Raw genomic sequence first — 25,211 nt, forward strand, 5'->3', positions numbered from 1 at the left:
GAATAAACCTAGATGTTGACTATCTTTGAGCTCCGAGAAGCTAAAGTCGCATCATTACGGTAAGGCACCACGTAAGAGTTACCTTCTTCAGGATGAACAATTTGGTAGTACTGAGGTAGATTGAAATTAATCAACTTAGATGACACCTTCGACTCATCTTTTACTGAAGTGTAGAAAGAATTCACGCTCGCGATCATCTCATCTTTTTCACCGCTGTATTGGTGATACACCTCAACTTGATTCGACTCGTCCAATACATAAATATTGAAACCTTTGTCGGTATCCTCAAAGAAAAATTGAATTAAACCTTCACTCGCAAAACCATCAACCACTTCTGGTAGCTGATACTCTTGCTCTTTATCGAGCATCAGTAAAGGTGAGCCCTTCAGCTTATTCGTCGAGATACTACGATAGAAATCGACCGAGTTTTCCAGCATCTGCACCGAAACGCCACGACGTTCAAAGAACAGGCCAAACATCTTATTTGCCAGACGAATAGCCTTGAAGCGGCGGCGCTTCTCCGGCTCAATCGGTTTCAATCGTAAGTCGATACACTCAGCAAGCAGTTGATACACCATATTACGCATCACACCACGCAGGTTTTTGCTGTAACAGAACACATCGACCGATTCTGGCGGTAAAGCATCTTGGTGCATTTTACCAAGTACCGTCTTCAACGCGTCGAGCATTGCAGTATCACCTTGGAAATGAAGCGTACGTACTTCATGCCAAGAGTTACGATAAACCAGATCAACACTTCCGACTAAACTCTTACCCTCTTCACCAAAACTGAAGATATCGGCGTTCTTAAGATCAACCTTCAACGCACGACCACTTAATTCAGAAGTTGGGTCACTTTCAAAATTGATGAACATCGCCAGCTGGCTTATTTCACACGGGCTCGCCAGTGCTTGCATGCTCGGGCGGCGCTTACGTAAAGAGAAGGTATTGCGCAGATCGCTCACCATTTGATAGAACTTATCGATATCAATGTGAGCATCACGTACCACAGAGTGCAAACGCGTCGACTCTGTAATCAAGCCATTAAAGAATGACCAAGCAACCAGTTTACTCAAGTACTCATGGTGCTCAAGTGAAGGCTGACCAAGAATACGATGCGCTACCAGTGGCTGCTTATACAAGTACCAACCGGCTTTATTCGACTGACCTTGACGAACTTCGATGAAGCTCAAGTCTGGTTCATGCAGATCAGGAGAGATTTGTGGGTTCAGTAGTGTCACTTTACCTGGCAATACCTCAAACGCAGCATAAAGCTTACGCGCCAAGATACTGATATCTTGTGGACTAATTGCCGAAGTGATGTCGTTACGACGCGCAAATTGAATCAGATTGCGGTAGCTCAGCATCAAGGCATCAAGCAGTGCATGGTGGACCACTTTAACCTGCTCTACCTTCCAGTTACGGCGGTTATCGAGCTCAGCAATGGTTTCATGTCCCCAATTCCAAGACTTAGTCATCTCAGTTAAGGCTTCACGACGCCACGCAACAGAACCAATGCCCGCATCTCGTGACAACTTCTCATGGGTCTTAAGGTAGAAACAACGTCTCACCAAGTCCAATCGAGTGTGGTCGTTAATGCGTTCTAGATAGCGCGTTACCTTCTCGAGCATCAGATAGTAGCTATCCATGCCATACAGATCCGGTTCATCCGCGAAGAAGCGACGCTTGGTATCAATACTAAGCAGTTGGGTGTTTGGGTATTCCCATGAATAAGCTTCTAACAGGATCGCCTTCAAAACCGATTTATACGGTGAGTCGATACTCTTATAGAGCTGCCATAGGTTTGAACCAAAGTACTCTTCAGCAGGGATGCGGTTCAGCTTGCCGAAATCGATCCACTGCGAGCAATCAAGATAACCATCCTGACACAGGCCTTGGACATACTCGTCGTAACACTCTTCCATTTCTGGCGGAATTATTTGCCACAACAAACGCTGGCCAGACAAACGAACGGCAGAGCGATAGAACTCATCAAGCAGTAATAAGTGCTGTGAAGAGCCACAGTTATCACCGGTCATCTCTTCAGAATGGTTTGAGCGGAAACGCTGTTCATCCATCAAGAAGAAGTTAGCTTCAACCCCTAAGGTTTCAGCCCAGTCGGTAATCAACAGACATTTGTTGGTCAGGCTGTCGCGAGATGCGCCATCCATATCCGGAGAAACACACACCCAGATATCGAGGTCACTTGAAGTGCTTTGGCCAATAGAAGAAGTACTGCCCATGGTGTACAAGCCCAGGATTGCCGGTTCAGAAGCCTCGGTGAGTTTTCCACCCAGCGTTAATTCGGTATCAGAGACAAATTGCTTTTGGAATTCATTAGGCGTGAAGCTACGAATTCCAAAAGGAACTTGTTGATCATAATAACCAGGCATCATGGGATGATTGAAGTGAAGTAGTGCAGGAATAAGGTTGAAAACTCGCTGGCCTTGGACATTCATCAACGCCAACGCACGATCAATGCGCTGCTGATTAAGATTGTCTAATCGTTGAATCAAAGTCTGAGTGTAAGCCTGCAAGGTAAGTCCTTGGTTTGAGATTAAATGCACTTCTGTTTAGTTACTGAACGAAAGGAGCAACAAAACGTGATCAATTTAACACTTTTACCCTTAATGGTAAAGCAAAGGAACCTGTCATACTGGCCAATGCCTTGATGACAAAAAGTTAAACTCACGGCGCCGTAGTGTCCTCTTTATTACCTATTTCTAATAATAGCCCATGTTTCAAATGAGATACCAATCACACTATTTTGGTGAACTCATGAAAATCCCTCAGCTATCAAAGCATGGAATGATCAAACAGTAAGAATTTTCGCCTCACAATGGTAGGATTAGCCTATTACAGAACCTATATCGGAAACACCATGACAAATTCAGCACCAATCCGTATCGCGACCAGAAAAAGCCCTCTTGCCCTTTGGCAGGCATACTTTGTAAGGGATGCACTGCAAGCTGCTCACCCTGGTTTAGAGGTTGAGTTGGTAACTATGGTGACCAAAGGTGACATCATCCTAGATACCCCACTGGCTAAAGTGGGTGGTAAAGGGCTGTTCGTTAAAGAACTCGAAGTGGCGATGCTAGAAGGCCGTGCTGACCTAGCCGTTCACTCAATGAAAGATGTACCGGTCGACTTCCCTGAAGGTCTAGGTCTAGTAACTATCTGTGAACGCGAAGACCCTCGCGATGCTTTCGTTTCAAACACTTACAACAACATCGACGAGCTACCACAAGGTGCTGTCGTGGGTACATGTAGCCTGCGTCGTCAATGTCAGTTGCTAGAATACCGCCCAGATCTCATCATCAAAGAACTGCGCGGCAATGTTGGTACTCGTCTAGGTAAACTCGACGATGGTCAATACGATGCGATCGTACTCGCTGCTGCAGGTCTTAAACGTCTAGAGCTAGAAGAGCGTATTCGTAGCTTCATCGAACCAGAGCAGTCTCTCCCTGCTGTTGGCCAAGGCGCTGTTGGTATTGAGTGTCGCCTTGATGACGAGCGTCTGATTAAACTCCTTGAACCACTGAATCATAAAGACACGGCTGATCGTGTACTGTGCGAACGTGCAATGAACCTTACCCTAGAAGGTGGCTGTCAGGTTCCTATCGGCAGCTACTCATTATTAGATGGCGATAATATCTGGCTACGTGCATTAGTAGGCGAACCAGATGGTTCTAAAATGGTTCGTGGTGAGATCTCTGGCCTTCGCAAAGATGCAGAAGCGCTTGGCGTTACTCTGGCAAATCAATTGCTGGATGATGGCGCGAGAGAAATCTTAACCAAGCTCTACGCTGACCAAGAATAATCATGACAGTGTTGGTGACACGTCCCGGCTCAGAGGGACAATCGCTTTGCCAACAACTAGCGGATGAAGGGATTCAAGCAATCCATCATCCGCTTATTCGTATCGTTGATAATCCACACTCATCGGATTTAAGCACCCAGCTTAATAACAGCGATATCATTATTGCAGTCAGTCACCACGCTGTTACCGCTGCCCAAAACATCCTTTCGAAAACTTCATCTATTTGGCCAACTTCGCCGCTTTATCTTGGCGTTGGTCAAAAAACTGCGCACGTTTTAAGCAAAGTTAGCAAACAAAAAGTAAACTATCCCCAAGTGAGTGATAGTGAACATCTTCTCAAACTTACTGAACTTAATGGCGTAGATAATAAATCCATTTTGATACTGCGTGGAAATGGTGGGCGTGAGCTCATTCGAGATTCTTTACTCAATCGAGGTGCACAAGTCTCCTATTGTGAGACCTACCGTAGAGAATATATTCCCATTAACGATCACAATATCTATCAAACATGGATAAACAAAAAAACGTCCAAAGTTGTCATCACTAGTCAGGAACAATTGGAGTATCTCTGCTCAATTACCCCTGATGAGTATTTGGTTTGGCTTTCAACGAGACAACTATTTGTCCCAAGCCAGCGCATAGTAGAACGAGCACAACAACTCGGTTTCTCGAACGTGACCAATACTCACAGTGCTACGAACCAAATATTACTGGCTGCTCTCCGGCCCTAGCTAGAAACAGGAAATAAGCATGACAAGCAAAAAAAATAATGAGCATATTGAACCTGAAAAGAAACCAGACACTCAGCCAGTAGTTGTTGAAAACGAAAAAGCTGAATCTACAGAGACAAAACAGCCTGAAAAAAAACTTGATGCCTCTGCGTCAAATACGGTTCAAAGTGAACAGCCCCAAGCTGAGCATAAAGAACAAATCGAGAAAGCAGAAAAGCAAGGTAAGCGCGGTGTCAAACTAGGCGCTATTGCGATCGCTATTTCTATTATTTTCAGTGGCGGTATCGCATTTCAAATGCAGCAAAAGAGCGCTGAATACTCGGCTCAAATCTCGGCTCTTCAAACACAACTGCAAAATACCCAATCTGCAGTAAATAAAGACCTGCAAACCATCAAGCAAGAGACTATCCAAGAAGCTTCTCACGCAGTGGAGAAAACTCAGGTCGTACAATCCCAGCAACAAAAGAGTATTCAAAGTCTGCAGTTAGCAGTAGCTGACGTTAAAGGCCGTCGACCAAATGACTGGTTGCTTGCTGAAGCCGATTACCTAGTAAAACTAGCAGGTCGTAAATTGTTCCTTGAGCATGATGCCGTTAGCGCAACCAAACTAATGGAAAGCGCCGATCAACGTATCGCAGCACTAAATGACCCAAGCTTAGTATCACTGCGCCAATCAATGACCAATGACATTACTAAGCTTCGCACTATCCCTCTTATCGACCGCGATGGCTTAGTTCTACGCATCACAAGTCTACAACAGCAAGTCGATACGCTACCGCTTGCCAATGCAATTCTTCCAGAAGCTGCAGTTGTTGAGAAAAAAGCGGTATCGAAAGATATTAATGATTGGCAGAACAACCTGATGACGTCGATGAAAGACTTCTCAGAAAACTTCATCACCTTCCGTAGTCGTGATGGTGAAGTCATCCCTCTACTCTCTCCTGAGCAACACTTCTACCTACGTGAGAATATCAAGGGCAAATTAGAGACCGCAATTCGCGCTGTCTACAAAGAGCAAGGTGATGTCTACAGTGCAGCACTTAATACCGCTAGCGAGTGGTCGAAAGCGTACCTAAACCAAGATAACAACTCAGTGATTGAATTTGAGAAGGCGATTAAACAGTTAAGTGAACAGAATATCTCTGTGAAATACCCTGTAAAACTTGAGTCTCAAAATGAGTTGTCAGATGTTATACGCGAGCGCCTACGTCGTGAAGTGACCGTTATGACCACGGAGGAGAAATAATGATTCGCTGGATTTTTCTTTTTCTCGTTCTAGGTGCCGGATTAGTTGTCGGTACCCAGTTCTCAGGTCAACAAGGTTATGTCCTGATCTCGATAGCAAATAAGACCATTGAGATGAGCGTGACAACACTGGTTATATTTGTCATTGCTCTTCTCGCTGCTCTATTCGGCTTGGAGTACCTATTCAAAAAGCTTATGTACGCAAGCTCAACGACTTGGAACTGGTTCAGTGTTCGTAAACTAAAACGCTCTCGTCGTTATACCAATGAAGGCATCATCAAGCTTCTTGAAGGTGATTGGAAAGGCGCAGAGAGGAAAGTAACTCGTTGGGCTAATCATCACGACATGCCTCTGCTTTGTTACTTAGTCGCTTCTCAAGCTGCTCATGAACAAGGTAATACGAGTGAGCGTGATAAGTACATCGAACTTGCTAGCCAACAAGAGGACTCTCTACTGGCCGTTGAGCTAACTAAAGCAAAACAACAAATCAGTGAGTCGAACTACGAAGCCGCATTCGATACACTTTCAACATTGAAAGGTTCGTACCCGAATAACACCGCCGTACTTGGCCTGCTAAAAGCCACTTACATGCAGCTTAAACTCTGGCAGCCATTACTAGAGTTAACCCCTAAACTAGCTAAAAACAAGCTTCTTACCGCTGAGGAGCAAGTTGAGTTGGAGCAGAAAGCACAATGTGGCTTACTTCACGATGTTGCACAGCAGCAAGGTAGCGAAGGTTTAATCAGCCATTGGAACAAGCTTTCAAGAAAGCAGAAACAAAGCTCTCACCTTGTTTCCTGCTTTGTGAAGCAACTGATCGCTCGTAAAGCTGACTCAGAAGCCTTCACTGTGATCAAAGAGAACATTGCGAAGAGTGGTTCAAATGAGCTCTACATGTTGCTTCCAGAGCTTAACCTTGCCGATCACCACCCAGTCGTTGTGATGCTAGAGCGCGCCATCAGTAAAGATGGTGGCAATGCCGAAGCACACAGCGCATTGGCTCAGTTCTACTTAAGAGAACAGAAGTGGGCAGAAGCACAAACCCACTTCGAGAAAGCACTAGCACTTCGCTCAAACGTATCAGATTACGGATACCTATCTGATGCACTAGAAAAGCAAAACTTAACGAAGGCAGCTCACGAAGTTTCTCGTAAGGCACTCGCTCTGGTTCAACCAGCTTAAACTGATACAACTAACATGAAGCCGATGCCTAGCATCGGCTTTTTTGTATCTACTGTTTACCTTAAGTAACTTGCTCAGTACGAATAAGCAAACACTAGAGATGGTAGTAAAAGTCTTCCATCCAGATCCCTTCTCCACACCCAGCTTATTGCTGACCGAAGCATCGTCCATTTTTAATAGGACCTACCTAGCTCGTAACAATCCATAAGTCACACATCTTGATCATGGATTTTCAAATGCTATTAATGCTTTATAAGTACTGATTTTAAGTCATGAGGTTAAATCTTCTTGGAATCCCCCGCAAGGTTTCCTAAAAAACACTGAGGGATACTTTAGATATATCCGTATGTAGTTTTAGCCAATTATAAAACAAGCTGTTTAGAATCCATTTGAGCTGACTGACAACCTTTATATAGATTTTTGAAGGAATAACGATCAGATAGCTTGGTTTAAGATTGAAGAAGTGAATGTATAGCAGCCGAGTTTCAGACTCTAGACGAAATCAATTCTGGGACACAGCAAAACTCCGAAGTTTAAAGCGCGGCTTAATCATCACTCAACAGAAGTAATTAAGAAGCCACAGCCACTTAGAGAACTCCTGCTAACTTATTAATTAAAATCAATTTGTCATGTTAGATCGCAAAGCCCGGCTATTGCTTAGCACAGCTTTCTAATCAACCGTCGATTCAACGATTACTAGCCAAAGCAACCTTTTACGGAAGCCAAAGCCAAGAGTTAAAACACATACCCGAGAAACGACGAAAGCCTAGTCGTCAGACTAGGCTTTCTAATAAGTAGCGGAATGGCCGGGTTGCGGACTTCAGGCAACCCCTTTGCAGGGCTCATTCGGCCGAAGGGCAAAACACCTTTCTTGAGATGTAAAAAAGCCCTGCTATTTCTAGCAGGGCTTTTCTAATAAGTGGCGGAGTGGACGGGACTCGAACCCGCGACCCCCGGCGTGACAGGCCGGTATTCTAACCAACTGAACTACCACTCCGCAGTGGTCAACTCACTAAGTGAGCGTCCATATCTCCAGGTCGGTCAACCTAAAGATTTAATTTAAAGCCTGGCGATGTCCTACTCTCACATGGGGAAACCCCACACTACCATCGGCGCTATTGTGTTTCACTTCTGAGTTCGGCATGGAATCAGGTGGGTCCACAATGCTATGGTCGCCAAGCAAATTTTAAAATTCGGAAAGCTTATCTAAAAGTTATTTCTCTTCAAACTCATTCAAGGTCTGGTACTTCTGAGTCCACAAAACCCCTTGGGTGTTGTATGGTTAAGCCTCACGGGCAATTAGTACAGGTTAGCTCAATGCCTCGCAGCACTTACACACCCTGCCTATCAACGTCGTAGTCTACGACAACCCTTTAGGACACTTATAGTGCCAGGGAAAACTCATCTCAAGGCTCGCTTCCCGCTTAGATGCTTTCAGCGGTTATCGATTCCGAACTTAGCTACCGGGCAATGCCATTGGCATGACAACCCGAACACCAGAGGTTCGTCCACTCCGGTCCTCTCGTACTAGGAGCAGCCCCTTTCAATTTTCCAACGCCCACGGCAGATAGGGACCGAACTGTCTCACGACGTTCTAAACCCAGCTCGCGTACCACTTTAAATGGCGAACAGCCATACCCTTGGGACCGACTTCAGCCCCAGGATGTGATGAGCCGACATCGAGGTGCCAAACACCGCCGTCGATATGAACTCTTGGGCGGTATCAGCCTGTTATCCCCGGAGTACCTTTTATCCGTTGAGCGATGGCCCTTCCATTCAGAACCACCGGATCACTATGACCTGCTTTCGCACCTGCTCGAATTGTCATTCTCGCAGTCAAGCGGGCTTATGCCATTGCACTAACCACACGATGTCCAACCGTGTTTAGCCCACCTTCGTGCTCCTCCGTTACTCTTTGGGAGGAGACCGCCCCAGTCAAACTACCCACCAGGCACTGTCCGTAACCCCGATTCAGGGGCCAACGTTAGAACATCAAAACTACAAGGGTGGTATTTCAAGGACGACTCCATCACATCTAGCGACGCAATTTCATAGTCTCCCACCTATCCTACACATGTAGGTTCAATGTTCAGTGCCAAGCTGTAGTAAAGGTTCACGGGGTCTTTCCGTCTAGCCGCGGGTACACTGCATCTTCACAGCGATTTCAATTTCACTGAGTCTCGGGTGGAGACAGCGTGGCCATCATTACGCCATTCGTGCAGGTCGGAACTTACCCGACAAGGAATTTCGCTACCTTAGGACCGTTATAGTTACGGCCGCCGTTTACCGGGGCTTCGATCAAGAGCTTCGACCGAAGTCTAACCCCATCAATTAACCTTCCGGCACCGGGCAGGCGTCACACCGTATACGTCATCTTACGATTTTGCACAGTGCTGTGTTTTTAATAAACAGTTGCAGCCACCTGGTATCTGCGACTCTCGTCTGCTCCATCCGCAAGGGATTTCACTGATAAGAGCGTACCTTCTCCCGAAGTTACGGTACCATTTTGCCTAGTTCCTTCACCCGAGTTCTCTCAAGCGCCTTGGTATTCTCTACCCGACCACCTGTGTCGGTTTGGGGTACGATTCCTTACAATCTGAAGCTTAGAGGCTTTTCCTGGAAGCATGGCATCAATGACTTCACTACCGTAGTAGCTCGACATCGTATCTCAGCGTTAATGAAAGTCCGGATTTACCTAAACTTTCCGCCTACATACTTGAACCTGGACAACCGTCGCCAGGCCCACCTAGCCTTCTCCGTCCCCCCATCGCAATTGTAAGAAGTACGGGAATATTAACCCGTTTCCCATCGACTACGCCTTTCGGCCTCGCCTTAGGAGTCGACTTACCCTGCCCCGATTAACGTTGGACAGGAACCCTTGGTCTTCCGGCGAGGGAGTTTTTCACTCCCTTTATCGTTACTCATGTCAGCATTCGCACTTCTGATACCTCCAGCAGCCCTTACAGACCACCTTCAACGGCTTACAGAACGCTCCCCTACCCCACATACCCTAAGGTACGTAGCCGCAGCTTCGGTGTATAGCTTAGCCCCGTTACATCTTCCGCGCAGGCCGACTCGACCAGTGAGCTATTACGCTTTCTTTAAATGATGGCTGCTTCTAAGCCAACATCCTGGCTGTCTGAGCCTTCCCACATCGTTTCCCACTTAGCTATACTTTGGGACCTTAGCTGGCGGTCTGGGTTGTTTCCCTCTCCACGACGGACGTTAGCACCCGCCGTGTGTCTCCCGGATAGTACTTACTGGTATTCGGAGTTTGCAAAGGGTTGGTAAGTCGGGATGACCCCCTAGCCTTAACAGTGCTCTACCCCCAGTAGTATTCGTCCGAGGCGCTACCTAAATAGCTTTCGGGGAGAACCAGCTATCTCCAGGTTTGATTGGCCTTTCACCCCTAGCCACAAGTCATCCGCTAATTTTTCAACATTAGTCGGTTCGGTCCTCCAGTTGATGTTACTCAACCTTCAACCTGCCCATGGCTAGATCACCTGGTTTCGGGTCTAATCCTAGCAACTGTACGCCCAGTTAAGACTCGGTTTCCCTACGGCTCCCCTAAACGGTTAACCTTGCTACTAAAATTAAGTCGCTGACCCATTATACAAAAGGTACGCAGTCACACCACGAAGGTGCTCCTACTGCTTGTACGTACACGGTTTCAGGTTCTATTTCACTCCCCTCACAGGGGTTCTTTTCGCCTTTCCCTCACGGTACTGGTTCACTATCGGTCAGTCAGTAGTATTTAGCCTTGGAGGATGGTCCCCCCATATTCAGACAGGATATCACGTGTCCCGCCCTACTCGTTTTCACTGATTATGATGTGTCGGTTACGGGGCTATCACCCTTTATTGCGAGACTTTCCAGACTCTTCACCTGCATCATTAAAAGCTTAAGGGCTAATCCAATTTCGCTCGCCGCTACTTTCGGAATCTCGGTTGATTTCTCTTCCTCGGGGTACTTAGATGTTTCAGTTCCCCCGGTTTGCCTCCTGTTGCTATGTATTCACAACAGGATACTTGCTTATGCAAGTGGGTTTCCCCATTCAGGAATCCCAGACTCAAAAGGTTATTACTACCTAATCTGGGCTTATCGCAAGTTATTACGCCTTTCATCGCCTCTGACTGCCAAGGCATCCACCGTGTACGCTTAGTCACTTAACCATACAACCCGAAAGGGTCTTAGCGTATGGCAACTAACCAAGGTTTTTGGTTGTCATCAAGAAGGGTTAATCCTTGATAACTGTTTGCCGGACTCAATTGTGAATCAAACTAAAGTTTGATTCGAATACAAGACACTTGAATGTGTTTGTTGTGTTTATCTAATGAAAGATAAACATTGAGAACTTTTAAATTTGATTGAATTACTCGCAAGTAAATCAATCAGTCAGCTTTCCAAATTGTTAAAGAGCTTGATTCAAACTAATGAACCATTTTTAAATATTTTCAGATAAAAACACTTAAAGATGGTGGAGCTATGCGGGATCGAACCGCAGACCTCCTGCGTGCAAGGCAGGCGCTCTCCCAGCTGAGCTATAGCCCCATCTTTGTATCTAGTCGATATTGGTGGGTCTGAGTGGACTCGAACCACCGACCTCCCGCTTATCAGGCGAGCGCTCTAACCAGCTGAGCTACAGACCCAATATCGTCTCTTTTACTTTCTAAACCTAATCAATCTGTGTGGACACTCGTCGTGGTATCTTCGTATAAGGAGGTGATCCAGCCCCAGGTTCCCCTAGGGCTACCTTGTTACGACTTCACCCCAGTCATGAACCACAAAGTGGTGAGCGTCCTCCCCGAAAGGTTAAACTACCCACTTCTTTTGCAGCCCACTCCCATGGTGTGACGGGCGGTGTGTACAAGGCCCGGGAACGTATTCACCGTGACATTCTGATTCACGATTACTAGCGATTCCGACTTCATGGAGTCGAGTTGCAGACTCCAATCCGGACTACGACGCACTTTTTGGGATTCGCTCACTATCGCTAGCTTGCTGCCCTCTGTATGCGCCATTGTAGCACGTGTGTAGCCCTACTCGTAAGGGCCATGATGACTTGACGTCGTCCCCACCTTCCTCCGGTTTATCACCGGCAGTCTCCCTGGAGTTCCCGACATTACTCGCTGGCAAACAAGGATAAGGGTTGCGCTCGTTGCGGGACTTAACCCAACATTTCACAACACGAGCTGACGACAGCCATGCAGCACCTGTCTCAGAGTTCCCGAAGGCACACCTGCGTCTCCGCTGGCTTCTCTGGATGTCAAGAGTAGGTAAGGTTCTTCGCGTTGCATCGAATTAAACCACATGCTCCACCGCTTGTGCGGGCCCCCGTCAATTCATTTGAGTTTTAATCTTGCGACCGTACTCCCCAGGCGGTCTACTTAACGCGTTAGCTCCGAAAGCCACGGCTCAAGGCCACAACCTCCAAGTAGACATCGTTTACGGCGTGGACTACCAGGGTATCTAATCCTGTTTGCTCCCCACGCTTTCGCATCTGAGTGTCAGTGTCTGTCCAGGGGGCCGCCTTCGCCACTGGTATTCCTTCAGATCTCTACGCATTTCACCGCTACACCTGAAATTCTACCCCCCTCTACAGCACTCTAGTTCACCAGTTTCAAATGCAGTTCCGAGGTTGAGCCCCGGGCTTTCACATCTGACTTAATGAACCACCTGCATGCGCTTTACGCCCAGTAATTCCGATTAACGCTCGCACCCTCCGTATTACCGCGGCTGCTGGCACGGAGTTAGCCGGTGCTTCTTCTGTTGCTAACGTCAAGATGCGCAGCTATTAACTACACACCCTTCCTCACAACTGAAAGTACTTTACAACCCGAAGGCCTTCTTCATACACGCGGCATGGCTGCATCAGGCTTTCGCCCATTGTGCAATATTCCCCACTGCTGCCTCCCGTAGGAGTCTGGACCGTGTCTCAGTTCCAGTGTGGCTGATCATCCTCTCAGACCAGCTAGGGATCGTCGCCTTGGTGAGCCATTACCTCACCAACTAGCTAATCCCACCTAGGCATATCTTGACGCGAGAGGTCCGAAGATCCCCCTCTTTGGCCCGTAGGCATTATGCGGTATTAGCCATCGTTTCCAATGGTTATCCCCCACATCAAGGCAATTTCCTAGGCATTACTCACCCGTCCGCCGCTCGACGCCCAACAAATCCTCCGAAGATTCAATGTTGTCGTTTCCGCTCGACTTGCATGTGTTAGGCCTGCCGCCAGCGTTCAATCTGAGCCATGATCAAACTCTTCAATTTAAGATTTTGTGACTCAACGAATACTGACTTCAAAACTATTCTTTATAAATAAAGAATGTAATTTTAAAGCTATTACCATTCCAACAGAATGGTAATGAATTGACTGTGCCAAAATTAAGTAAACTTAACTTTGTATTGGTCACTCAGTTCATTGAAATCAAGTTTGTTACCGAAGTAACTGTTTTACCCAAAGGATAAAACGTTTTGATATTCATCAACGAGTGCCCACACAGATTGATAGGTTTAAATTGTTAAAGAGCGTGTTCTCTAAAAAGAGAACGCTTTCAGTGCCTTAGCACTTAAGCAGGACGCGTATAATACGCTTTCCACTTTGAAAGTCAACATAAAACTCTAAGAAAACTTAGAACCCTATGGTGACTTGTCTATTAAATAGACAAAGTCGAAATTAAAGCCTGGCGATGTCCTACTCTCACATGGGGAAACCCCACACTACCATCGGCGCTATTGTGTTTCACTTCTGAGTTCGGCATGGAATCAGGTGGGTCCACAATGCTATGGTCGCCAAGCAAATTTTAAAATTCGGAAAGCTTATCTAAAAGTTATTTCTCTTCAAACTCATTCAAGGTCTGGTACTTCTGAGTCCACAAAACCCCTTGGGTGTTGTATGGTTAAGCCTCACGGGCAATTAGTACAGGTTAGCTCAATGCCTCGCAGCACTTACACACCCTGCCTATCAACGTCGTAGTCTACGACAACCCTTTAGGACACTTATAGTGCCAGGGAAAACTCATCTCAAGGCTCGCTTCCCGCTTAGATGCTTTCAGCGGTTATCGATTCCGAACTTAGCTACCGGGCAATGCCATTGGCATGACAACCCGAACACCAGAGGTTCGTCCACTCCGGTCCTCTCGTACTAGGAGCAGCCCCTTTCAATTTTCCAACGCCCACGGCAGATAGGGACCGAACTGTCTCACGACGTTCTAAACCCAGCTCGCGTACCACTTTAAATGGCGAACAGCCATACCCTTGGGACCGACTTCAGCCCCAGGATGTGATGAGCCGACATCGAGGTGCCAAACACCGCCGTCGATATGAACTCTTGGGCGGTATCAGCCTGTTATCCCCGGAGTACCTTTTATCCGTTGAGCGATGGCCCTTCCATTCAGAACCACCGGATCACTATGACCTGCTTTCGCACCTGCTCGAATTGTCATTCTCGCAGTCAAGCGGGCTTATGCCATTGCACTAACCACACGATGTCCAACCGTGTTTAGCCCACCTTCGTGCTCCTCCGTTACTCTTTGGGAGGAGACCGCCCCAGTCAAACTACCCACCAGGCACTGTCCGTAACCCCGATTCAGGGGCCAACGTTAGAACATCAAAACTACAAGGGTGGTATTTCAAGGACGACTCCATCACATCTAGCGACGCAATTTCATAGTCTCCCACCTATCCTACACATGTAGGTTCAATGTTCAGTGCCAAGCTGTAGTAAAGGTTCACGGGGTCTTTCCGTCTAGCCGCGGGTACACTGCATCTTCACAGCGATTTCAATTTCACTGAGTCTCGGGTGGAGACAGCGTGGCCATCATTACGCCATTCGTGCAGGTCGGAACTTACCCGACAAGGAATTTCGCTACCTTAGGACCGTTATAGTTACGGCCGCCGTTTACCGGGGCTTCGATCAAGAGCTTCGACCGAAGTCTAACCCCATCAATTAACCTTCCGGCACCGGGCAGGCGTCACACCGTATACGTCATCTTACGATTTTGCACAGTGCTGTGTTTTTAATAAACAGTTGCAGCCACCTGGTATCTGCGACTCTCGTCTGCTCCATCCGCAAGGGACTTCACTGATAAGAGCGTACCTTCTCCCGAAGTTACGGTACCATTTTGCCTAGTTCCTTCACCCGAGTTCTCTCAAGCGCCTTGGTATTCTCTACCCGACCACCTGTGTCGGTTTGGGGTACGATTCCTTACAATCTGAAGCTTAGAGGCTTTTCCTGGAAGCATGGCATCAATGACTTCACTACCGTAGTAGCTCGACATCGTATCTCAGCGTTAATGAAAGTCCGGATTTACCTAAACTTTCCGCCTACATACTTGAACCTGGACAACCGTCGCCAGGCCCACCTAGCCTTCTCCGTCCCCCCATCGCAATTGTAAGAAGTACGGGAATATTAACCCGTTTCCCATCGACTACGCCTTTCGGCCTCGCCTTAGGAGTCGACTTACCCTGCCCCGATTAACGTTGGACAGGAACCCTTGGTCTTCCGGCGAGGGAGTTTTTCACTCCCTTTATCGTTACTCATGTCAGCATTCGCACTTCTGATACCTCCAGCATGCCTTACAGCACACCTTCAACGGCTTACAGAACGCTCCCCTACCCCACATACCCTAAGGTACGTAGCCGCAGCTTCGGTGTATAGCTTAGCCCCGTTACATCTTCCGCGCAGGCCGACTCGACCAGTGAGCTATTACGCTTTCTTTAAATGATGGCTGCTTCTAAGCCAACATCCTGGCTGTCTGAGCCTTCCCACATCGTTTCCCACTTAGCTATACTTTGGGACCTTAGCTGGCGGTCTGGGTTGTTTCCCTCTCCACGACGGACGTTAGCACCCGCCGTGTGTCTCCCGGATAGTACTTACTGGTATTCGGAGTTTGCAAAGGGTTGGTAAGTCGGGATGACCCCCTAGCCTTAACAGTGCTCTACCCCCAGTAGTATTCGTCCGAGGCGCTACCTAAATAGCTTTCGGGGAGAACCAGCTATCTCCAGGTTTGATTGGCCTTTCACCCCTAGCCACAAGTCATCCGCTAATTTTTCAACATTAGTCGGTTCGGTCCTCCAGTTGATGTTACTCAACCTTCAACCTGCCCATGGCTAGATCACCTGGTTTCGGGTCTAATCCTAGCAACTGTACGCCCAGTTAAGACTCGGTTTCCCTACGGCTCCCCTAAACGGTTAACCTTGCTACTAAAATTAAGTCGCTGACCCATTATACAAAAGGTACGCAGTCACACCACGAAGGTGCTCCTACTGCTTGTACGTACACGGTTTCAGGTTCTATTTCACTCCCCTCACAGGGGTTCTTTTCGCCTTTCCCTCACGGTACTGGTTCACTATCGGTCAGTCAGTAGTATTTAGCCTTGGAGGATGGTCCCCCCATATTCAGACAGGATATCACGTGTCCCGCCCTACTCGTTTTCACTGATTATGATGTGTCGGTTACGGGGCTATCACCCTTTATTGCGAGACTTTCCAGACTCTTCACCTGCATCATTAAAAGCTTAAGGGCTAATCCAATTTCGCTCGCCGCTACTTTCGGAATCTCGGTTGATTTCTCTTCCTCGGGGTACTTAGATGTTTCAGTTCCCCCGGTTTGCCTCCTGTTGCTATGTATTCACAACAGGATACTTGCTTATGCAAGTGGGTTTCCCCATTCAGGAATCCCAGACTCAAAAGGTTATTACTACCTAATCTGGGCTTATCGCAAGTTATTACGCCTTTCATCGCCTCTGACTGCCAAGGCATCCACCGTGTACGCTTAGTCACTTAACCATACAACCCGAAAGGGTCTTAGCGTATGGCAACTAACCAAGGTTTTTGGTTGTCATCAAGAAGGGTTAATTCTTGATGACTGTTTGCCGGACTCAATTTACTTTTTGTTTCCACTTTTTAATAAAAAGTAGAATCAAAAAATGAACAATCATTTCTGATCATTCGAATACAAGACACTTGAATGTGTTTGTTGTGTTTATCTAATGAAAGATAAACATTGAGAACTTTTAAATTTGATTGAATTACTCGTAAGTAATCAAATCAGTCAGCTTTCCAAATTGTTAAAGAGCATAAAGCAAAAAGCTTTAATCAATAACTTACGTTATTAATTAAAGCTCTGGCTTTAACTAAATCTAAACCATCAATCTGTGTGGACACTCATCGTAAGTATCTTCGTATAAGGAGGTGATCCAGCCCCAGGTTCCCCTAGGGCTACCTTGTTACGACTTCACCCCAGTCATGAACCACAAAGTGGTGAGCGTCCTCCCCGAAAGGTTAAACTACCCACTTCTTTTGCAGCCCACTCCCATGGTGTGACGGGCGGTGTGTACAAGGCCCGGGAACGTATTCACCGTGACATTCTGATTCACGATTACTAGCGATTCCGACTTCATGGAGTCGAGTTGCAGACTCCAATCCGGACTACGACGCACTTTTTGGGATTCGCTCACTATCGCTAGCTTGCTGCCCTCTGTATGCGCCATTGTAGCACGTGTGTAGCCCTACTCGTAAGGGCCATGATGACTTGACGTCGTCCCCACCTTCCTCCGGTTTATCACCGGCAGTCTCCCTGGAGTTCCCGACATTACTCGCTGGCAAACAAGGATAAGGGTTGCGCTCGTTGCGGGACTTAACCCAACATTTCACAACACGAGCTGACGACAGCCATGCAGCACCTGTCTCAGAGTTCCCGAAGGCACACCTGCGTCTCCGCTGGCTTCTCTGGATGTCAAGAGTAGGTAAGGTTCTTCGCGTTGCATCGAATTAAACCACATGCTCCACCGCTTGTGCGGGCCCCCGTCAATTCATTTGAGTTTTAATCTTGCGACCGTACTCCCCAGGCGGTCTACTTAACGCGTTAGCTCCGAAAGCCACGGCTCAAGGCCACAACCTCCAAGTAGACATCGTTTACGGCGTGGACTACCAGGGTATCTAATCCTGTTTGCTCCCCACGCTTTCGCATCTGAGTGTCAGTGTCTGTCCAGGGGGCCGCCTTCGCCACTGGTATTCCTTCAGATCTCTACGCATTTCACCGCTACACCTGAAATTCTACCCCCCTCTACAGCACTCTAGTTCACCAGTTTCAAATGCAGTTCCGAGGTTGAGCCCCGGGCTTTCACATCTGACTTAATGAACCACCTGCATGCGCTTTACGCCCAGTAATTCCGATTAACGCTCGCACCCTCCGTATTACCGCGGCTGCTGGCACGGAGTTAGCCGGTGCTTCTTCTGTTGCTAACGTCAAGATGCGCAGCTATTAACTACACACCCTTCCTCACAACTGAAAGTACTTTACAACCCGAAGGCCTTCTTCATACACGCGGCATGGCTGCATCAGGCTTTCGCCCATTGTGCAATATTCCCCACTGCTGCCTCCCGTAGGAGTCTGGACCGTGTCTCAGTTCCAGTGTGGCTGATCATCCTCTCAGACCAGCTAGGGATCGTCGCCTTGGTGAGCCATTACCTCACCAACTAGCTAATCCCACCTAGGCATATCTTGACGCGAGAGGCCCGAAGGTCCCCCTCTTTGGCCCGTAGGCATTATGCGGTATTAGCCATCGTTTCCAATGGTTATCCCCCACATCAAGGCAATTTCCTAGGCATTACTCACCCGTCCGCCGCTCGACGCCCATTAACGCACCCGAAGGATTGTTAGTGTCGTTTCCGCTCGACTTGCATGTGTTAGGCCTGCCGCCAGCGTTCAATCTGAGCCATGATCAAACTCTTCAATTTAAGATTTTGTGACTCAACGAATACTGACTTCAAAACTATTCTTTATAAATAAAGAGTGTAATTTTAAAGCTATTACCATTCCAACAGAATGGTAATGAATTGACTGTGCCAAAATTAAGTAAACTTAATTTCGTATTGGTCACTCAGTTCATTGAAATCAAGTTTGTTACCGAAGTAACTGTTTTATCCAAAGGATAAAACGTTTTGATATTCATCAACGAGTGCCCACACAGATTGATAGGTTTAAATTGTTAAAGAGCTTCACTTGTTGAGCGTTCCTTTTAAGTAAGGAGCCTCTCTAAGTGGACGGCCATTCTAGCGAATTAACATTCAGTGTCAAACACTTTTTGAAAATTAATTTTTTGTCGCTTTCCGTCTGACTGATTGTTGCTGAAGCCTTGTGGCGTCTGCCGTCTCAGTGGTGTCGCATTATAGGGAACCCACTCAGCTTAGCAACTACTTTTTCATAAAAAATGAATAAATAGGGGTTAACTGCCTAATAGTTCACCTAAACAGAAAAAAGAGAACATTTCTGCTCTCTTTTCGCTCAAAATCCAAAAGAATTCTTAGATAAATGCGTAAGCATCTGCGTACATATGGTCACGCTTTGCTTCTTTATTCTGAGTAAACAAGTCTCTTGCAGCACCTGCCATTTCGAAACGACCCGCAATGTAGATATCGAAATCAGCTAATGATTCGAAACTTTGCGTGATTGCTTCAAGTACATTACCCGTTTGACCGTGCCAAACTTCAGGCGCTTCTTCTACTACTGGTACAAAATGTACATTGCTGTGTTTTGCTGCAATGTCGACAAGCTCTTCTTTCGCATACAGCTGACACTCATCTTTTGCGCCCCAGTATAGATGAATCTCTTTTTTACTGTTCTGCGCGATGCAGTGATCGAGAATAGAGCGCACGTAGCTAAAGCCAGTACCACCAGCAATGAGTAACAGAGGACGATCGCTTTCTTCTTTAACCCACGCATCACCGTGCGGAGCATCAATAGCTATATCGCCATCTTCAGCTTGCGCTTTCTTCATTGCCTCAACGACTTCTGAAGCGTAAGCATTGTGCTCAGCTGCACCAATGTGTAACTCAAGCTCGCCTTCATGGCGACAAGGGCTGCTTGCAATCGAAAATGGACGCTTATCTTTCTCGCCCATTTCAACCATCAGATATTGGCCCGCTTTAAAAGCGACCGGTGTTTCTGGGTGAAGTAGGATTTGGTAAGTATTACAAGCCAAAGGCTCAATAGACTTCACTTTACATTTAATAGTCATGTTCTTCCTCTTACTAACCCTTAATCGGCAAAGGTTAGAACTAAATTACTTTCTGCAAATGCTTGGCAAGCAAAAATCCAGCCTTGTTGCTGCTCTTTCTCTGTGAGCATGGGTTCAAGATGGTAACTCACTTGCCCTTCTAATTTTCTGCACATACACATCGCGCATGCGCCGACTTGGCAACGGTTTGGGAAATAGATATCGCTGTTGAGCGCAGCATCCAAGACCGTTTGCCCTTTTTCTACGGTAAAACTGATGTTTTCTGGGTATAAGACTACTTGGTAGCTCATGAAATTCCTAGCTGTTCCCAGATGCTATCAATCTTTTTAACGACATCAGGATCTTTTGTGATTGGAACACCCCACTCACGCAGGCATTCGCCTTCCCACTTATTGGTCGCATCTAGACCCATTTTTGAGTGTCCTGTTTCATTCTGTAGGAACAACGTATCTCTGGCCGGATCCATTCTTGTGGTCACCGCCCAAATAATGTCATTCCAATCACTCACGTTGACATCGCCGTCACACACGATAACAAACTTGTTCTCATCAAATTGAGACCAAACAGCTTCCATGATTTTCTTACCATGACCTGCAGCTTGCTTATCAATAGACACCACAACCATGTTGGCATTATCGTTTTGCAGGTGAATATCAATAATTTCAGGTTGAGTCTTGGTTAACTCAGCTAAGCTGCCCTCTATATGTTCACTATTTACAGGTGCTGATTCGACATCTGGCGATAGTGCTAACTCTGCATCCCACTTCTTAGTGATGTCTAGGCCCATCTTAGAACCTAACCCAACCACAGGTGATGCAAAATCCAATGAATCGATCGGCGTGTTCTCTATCATCAGGCTATCGCGTGACGGATCCATATGTTCACACATAGCAGCGGTCACTTGAGACCAGTCTCGTGCATTCACATCTTCATCGCACACCAATACAAACTTGGTGTACATGAATTGGCGTAAGAAAGACCATACACCCATCATCACTCGCTTAGCGTGACCTGGGTATTGCTTCTTCATGGTCACTACAGCCATTCGGTATGAACAACCTTCAGGCGGTAGATAGAAGTCTTCAATCTCTGGAAACTGCTTTTGAAGAATAGGAACAAACACTTCATTGAGCGCAACACCCAATACCGCAGGCTCATCAGGTGGACGGCCAGTATAGGTGCTGTGGTAGATAGGGTTTTCGCGCATGGTTACATGAGTAATAGTGAACACATGGTGCTTTTCTTTCTCGTTGTAGTAACCAGTATGATCTCCGTAAGGCCCTTCGTCCGCGAACTCATTCGGGTCGATGTAACCTTCCATCACGATTTCCGCACTTGCAGGAACGTCTAAATCATTGCTGATTGATTTAACAACCTCAGTTTTACTACCGCGTAGTAAGCCTGCAAACGCGTATTCCGATAAAGTATCCGGCACTGGCGTAACCGCACCAAGAATGGTGGCAGGATCTGCTCCAAACGCTACAGAAACTGGGAATGGTTTACCTGGGTTAGTTTCCATCCAATCACGCAGATCAAGCGCTCCACCACGGTGGGCTAACCAACGCATAATGACCTTATTCTTGCCGATTTTTTGCTGGCGATAGATGCCTAAGTTTTGGCGTTTCTTATTAGGCCCGCGAGTAACCGTTAATCCCCATGTTAGCAACGGCGCGACATCGTCGGCCCAACAGCTCATCACGGGAATTTTATCAAGGTCGACGTCATCACCCTGCCATATCACTTGTTGGCATGCCGCTTTACGAAGACGTTTAGCTGGCATATTTAAGACTTGCTTAAACACCGGCAGTTTATCGAGAGCGTCTTTAAAGCCTTTTGGTGGCTCAGGTTCCTTCAGGTAAGCTAACAACTTACCCACTTCACGCAGTTCTTTCACTTCCTGACGACCCATACCAATAGCCACACGATTAGGTGTACCAAATAGATTGGTTAAAACAGGCATGTCATAGCCTATTGGATTTTCAAATAAAAGAGCCGGGCCACCAGCACGTAGAGTACGGTCGCTAATCTCGGTCATTTCATAGTCTGGATCGACTGGGTGAGAAATGCGTTTCAACTGACCAATACTTTCAAGATGGTCGATAAAATCACGTAAATCTTTAAAACTCATAGGACTTCTACATGCTGATTATTCTGCGCTCAGTATATCAAAAAGGGTGACGCTGAGATCCCCCTTTTTAGTGTGGTTATTGAGAGGCAAAATCCACTTTACGGTAATGCTTGCTCGATCAAAGAGCTCTTCACCTGAGGGTTATCATTTACAAGATCTTGCAACCATCGCGTATGACCTTGTTTGGCTAATTCACGGGCGACTAATGGCGCTTCATCGGCAATCGCCATCCTAGAGACAAGAAACTCCTTCACCTCTTCTGATAGCGGGTTAACCTTGGTAAGCAAAGTAATCGCTTCATCTTTCAAACGAGGGTTCTTAGTCGCAGCCATTACTTGTTCAAGTGCGAACGCTTGTTTGGTTTCAGCAAGGCGGACTAGCTCAGCTTGGCTATGATAATCGGCCTTCATTCGCCATAGAATCTTGTAGACCTCTGGGTCTTCGCTCACTTGCGCTAATCGAACCACCACCTCAGTAGAAGGTAGCCAGCTAACAATCGAGGAGGCCGTGAGTTGCTTAGTCAGATAATCAACCGCTTCAGGAGACAAACTGTCTAGCTCTCTGATTAACAATGCTTCTCGTGTTTGAACTTGATGCTCAGATCCAGATAACCACTCTTTTAGGTCGAGTTCTTGTTTCTCTGCATCTAACACAAACACCAGCGTCTTCTGGTCTTGGCGCCACTGTTTGATGAGCCGGTTGGCAATCGAAGGGTAATTAAAGGCAGGTACCGTAAACTCATAACCATCGCCACGCTCTAAAACTTGGTAAGTTGGCGTGATAGCGAGTTGCTGCTCAATGAAGATAGACATCTTGGGGGTGAGGACAATTTTTTGCTGTTCGAGCTTCTTCAAGAGTTGGTAACGAGCCACTTCTTGTTGGGGAAATGTCAGACGCTCAAGCGCGAAGCGCAGCGAATTAACTTCGTCACGCACGACAAATTCGAGTAATTCAGCAGTTTTCAGTTTTACTTGATCATTCTCAAGCCAAGACTCTACTGTAATTGGAGACATCTCGGTGGCATAGCTCATACCGACCGGGGAAAGTAACAGTGAAGTAGACAGGAGTAATGATGACAACAGTCCATGTTGCATTTTAACTTCCTTTTAACACTTTTGCTCATTCTGCAAGCTGTCGCTATAAAATGCAAATAAAAAGCGCCACCCGAAGGCAGCGCTTTTTAATAACTATCAGCTAATCAAGACTACTGACGACGCATTGCGTCAAAGAACTCATCGTTCGTTTTAGTCATTGCTAACTTATCGATAAGGAATTCCATTGCATCAGTTTCGCCCATAGGGTGAACAATCTTACGCAGGATCCACATCTTCTGTAGTTCATCGCTCTTAGTAAGAAGCTCTTCACGACGAGTACCAGAGCGGTTGAAATCAATCGCTGGGAATACGCGCTTTTCAGCAATCTTACGGTTAAGGTGCAGTTCCATGTTACCTGTACCTTTGAATTCTTCGTAGATTACTTCATCCATCTTAGAACCAGTATCAACCAGTGCTGTTGCGATGATAGTTAAGCTACCGCCTTCTTCTACGTTACGTGCCGCACCGAAGAAACGCTTTGGACGATGTAGAGCATTCGCATCAACACCACCAGTAAGAACTTTACCTGATGAAGGAATAACAGTGTTGTAAGCACGAGCTAGACGAGTGATTGAGTCCAGTAGGATAACCACGTCTTTTTTGTGTTCAACAAGACGCTTCGCCTTCTCGATTACCATTTCTGCAACTTGCACGTGGCGAGATGCTGGCTCATCGAAAGTCGATGCGATTACTTCGCCTTTAACTAGGCGCTGCATTTCTGTTACTTCTTCTGGACGCTCATCGATAAGTAGAACCATTAGTTCACACTCAGGATGGTTGCGTGCAATGCTTTGTGCAATATTTTGCAGAAGCATTGTTTTACCTGCTTTAGGCGGAGCAACAATCAGACCACGCTGGCCTTTACCTATAGGTGAAGCAAGGTCAAGAATTCGAGCTGTGATATCTTCAGTCGCACCATTACCCGCTTCCATCACCATACGTTCGTTGGCGTGAAGAGGAGTCAGGTTTTCAAAAAGGATTTTGTTACGAGCGTTGTCTGGCTTGTCGTAGTTAACCGTGTTTACTTTAAGCAGTGCAAAGTAACGTTCGCCATCTTTAGGTGGACGGATTTTACCGCCAATCGAGTCACCGGTGCGAAGGTTAAAACGACGAATCTGGCTTGGTGATACGTAAATATCATCTGGCCCAGCAAGGTACGAACTGTCGCCGCTACGCAGGAAACCAAAACCGTCTTGAAGAATTTCTAGAACACCATCACCAAAGATGTCTTCACCACTTTTTGCATGCGCTTTAAGGATGGAGAAGATAATGTCTTGTTTTCTTAGGCGAGCTTGATTTTCAAGACCTAGGCTTTCGCTAAGTTTAACAAGTTCAGACACAGGTCTGTTCTTCAGTTCAGTAAGATTCATAGTGGTGGAAGTTTGTTTAGTCAAAATAGGATCTGTTTTCTTAAGTTAAGAAGGAGTTGGTCACAGGATCGACCAAGAAGAGAAATTCGTTCAATTAACGTGCGATAAATTAGCACTAAAACTAAGAGTAGTCCATAGCTTAGAAAAAACAAAACCGCGCATTTGTTAACTGCGCGGTTTCTTTTCAAAGGCTCACCTAATTAAAGGTTAGCGTCTAGGAACTCTTTAAGTTGAGTTTTAGACAATGCACCAACTTTAGTTGCTGCTACGCCGCCATCTTTGAAAAGAAGCAGCGTTGGAATGCCACGAATACCAAATTTTGGTGGAGTTCCAGCATTTTGGTCGATATTTAATTTACCGATTGTGAGCTTGCCTTCGTACTCGTTTGCGATTTCATCAAGAATCGGCGCAATCATTTTACATGGACCACACCATTCTGCCCAAAAATCAACAAGAACAGGGCCTGCAGCATTGATTACATCGTTATCAAAACCGTCATCAGTTAGCTGCAAAATCTTATCACTCATCTTCCACTCCAATGTATTTTTTAGAACTGGTTGGATGATAACCAGTAAATAGATGCCCTATTGGAATGTATTTACTTTCGTATTGCAAGCTT

11 protein-coding genes, 3 tRNA genes and 6 rRNA genes are annotated in these 25,211 nt (G+C 46.5%); 4 read left to right on the forward strand and 16 right to left on the reverse strand.

Going from position 1 to position 25,211, the window contains the following annotated elements:
• Positions 1-8: 8 nt before the first annotated feature.
• Positions 9-2,537, reverse strand: coding sequence for a class I adenylate cyclase (locus AC3CID_RS15265; protein ID WP_488526729.1), 2,529 nt, complete (start codon positions 2,535-2,537; stop codon positions 9-11).
• A gap of 344 nt (positions 2,538-2,881) precedes the next feature.
• On the opposite strand from AC3CID_RS15265, the gene hemC reads away from it, so the two are divergent.
• Genes hemC through AC3CID_RS15285 form a run of 4 tightly spaced genes read left to right on the forward strand, consistent with a single transcriptional unit; the run spans position 2,882 to position 6,978 of the window.
• Complete coding sequence (hemC, locus tag AC3CID_RS15270; RefSeq protein WP_009848205.1) at positions 2,882-3,820, forward strand: hydroxymethylbilane synthase; 939 nt, start codon at positions 2,882-2,884, stop codon at positions 3,818-3,820.
• Between the two features lie 2 nt (positions 3,821-3,822).
• Positions 3,823-4,551: a uroporphyrinogen-III synthase gene (locus AC3CID_RS15275; RefSeq protein ID WP_171330996.1), complete on the forward strand. Its 729-nt coding sequence runs from the start codon at positions 3,823-3,825 to the stop codon at positions 4,549-4,551.
• A gap of 19 nt (positions 4,552-4,570) precedes the next feature.
• The gene (locus AC3CID_RS15280; protein ID WP_171330998.1) at positions 4,571-5,797 is read left to right on the forward strand and encodes a uroporphyrinogen-III C-methyltransferase; all 1,227 of its coding nucleotides are present in this window, start codon (positions 4,571-4,573) and stop codon (positions 5,795-5,797) included.
• Positions 5,797-6,978 (forward strand): heme biosynthesis protein HemY, encoded by a 1,182-nt coding sequence (locus tag AC3CID_RS15285; protein ID WP_171331000.1) that lies wholly within the window; start codon positions 5,797-5,799, stop codon positions 6,976-6,978. The genes AC3CID_RS15280 and AC3CID_RS15285 overlap by 1 nt, the downstream gene beginning before the upstream one ends.
• 920 nt (positions 6,979-7,898) lie before the next feature.
• On the opposite strand, the gene AC3CID_RS15290 is transcribed toward AC3CID_RS15285, so the two are convergent.
• The 15 genes from AC3CID_RS15290 to trxA form a co-directional block, all read right to left on the reverse strand.
• A tRNA-Asp gene (locus AC3CID_RS15290) sits at positions 7,899-7,975 on the reverse strand.
• A 67-nt stretch (positions 7,976-8,042) separates the two neighbouring features.
• Positions 8,043-8,158: ribosomal RNA gene (gene rrf / locus AC3CID_RS15295) — 5S ribosomal RNA — on the reverse strand.
• 98 nt (positions 8,159-8,256) lie between these two features.
• Positions 8,257-11,150: ribosomal RNA gene (locus tag AC3CID_RS15300) — 23S ribosomal RNA — on the reverse strand.
• A gap of 303 nt (positions 11,151-11,453) precedes the next feature.
• Positions 11,454-11,529 (reverse strand) — tRNA-Ala (locus AC3CID_RS15305).
• Between the two features lie 21 nt (positions 11,530-11,550).
• Positions 11,551-11,627, reverse strand: a tRNA-Ile gene (locus tag AC3CID_RS15310).
• Positions 11,628-11,693: 66 nt separating this feature from the next.
• A 16S ribosomal RNA gene (locus AC3CID_RS15315) occupies positions 11,694-13,248 on the reverse strand.
• A 411-nt stretch (positions 13,249-13,659) separates the two neighbouring features.
• Positions 13,660-13,775 (reverse strand): 5S ribosomal RNA (gene rrf / locus AC3CID_RS15320).
• Between the two features lie 98 nt (positions 13,776-13,873).
• Positions 13,874-16,767, reverse strand: a 23S ribosomal RNA gene (locus AC3CID_RS15325).
• Between the two features lie 398 nt (positions 16,768-17,165).
• Positions 17,166-18,720: ribosomal RNA gene (locus tag AC3CID_RS15330) — 16S ribosomal RNA — on the reverse strand.
• Together the 16S, 23S and 5S rRNA genes with 3 tRNA genes alongside form the textbook arrangement of a ribosomal RNA operon.
• A gap of 566 nt (positions 18,721-19,286) precedes the next feature.
• The gene (gene fre / locus AC3CID_RS15335; protein ID WP_009848201.1) at positions 19,287-20,000 is read right to left on the reverse strand and encodes an NAD(P)H-flavin reductase; all 714 of its coding nucleotides are present in this window, start codon (positions 19,998-20,000) and stop codon (positions 19,287-19,289) included.
• A gap of 20 nt (positions 20,001-20,020) precedes the next feature.
• Positions 20,021-20,290 carry a 2Fe-2S iron-sulfur cluster-binding protein gene (locus tag AC3CID_RS15340; RefSeq protein WP_017081534.1) on the reverse strand — a complete coding sequence of 90 codons (270 nt, stop codon included), beginning with the start codon at positions 20,288-20,290 and terminating at the stop codon, positions 20,021-20,023.
• Positions 20,287-22,128, reverse strand: a complete 1,842-nt coding sequence (gene ubiD, locus AC3CID_RS15345; protein WP_488526730.1) for a 4-hydroxy-3-polyprenylbenzoate decarboxylase — start codon at positions 22,126-22,128, stop codon at positions 20,287-20,289. The genes AC3CID_RS15340 and ubiD overlap by 4 nt, the downstream gene beginning before the upstream one ends.
• A gap of 98 nt (positions 22,129-22,226) precedes the next feature.
• Positions 22,227-23,222: a hypothetical protein gene (locus AC3CID_RS15350; RefSeq protein WP_004736631.1), complete on the reverse strand. Its 996-nt coding sequence runs from the start codon at positions 23,220-23,222 to the stop codon at positions 22,227-22,229.
• A 110-nt stretch (positions 23,223-23,332) separates the two neighbouring features.
• Positions 23,333-24,592: a transcription termination factor Rho gene (rho, locus tag AC3CID_RS15355; protein WP_029222011.1), complete on the reverse strand. Its 1,260-nt coding sequence runs from the start codon at positions 24,590-24,592 to the stop codon at positions 23,333-23,335.
• Positions 24,593-24,792: 200 nt separating this feature from the next.
• Positions 24,793-25,119, reverse strand: coding sequence for a thioredoxin TrxA (trxA, locus tag AC3CID_RS15360; RefSeq protein ID WP_004736635.1), 327 nt, complete (start codon positions 25,117-25,119; stop codon positions 24,793-24,795).
• Between the last annotated feature and the right edge of the window lie 92 nt (positions 25,120-25,211).

Source organism: Vibrio sp. QJM3NY_21 (assembly GCF_057785975.1).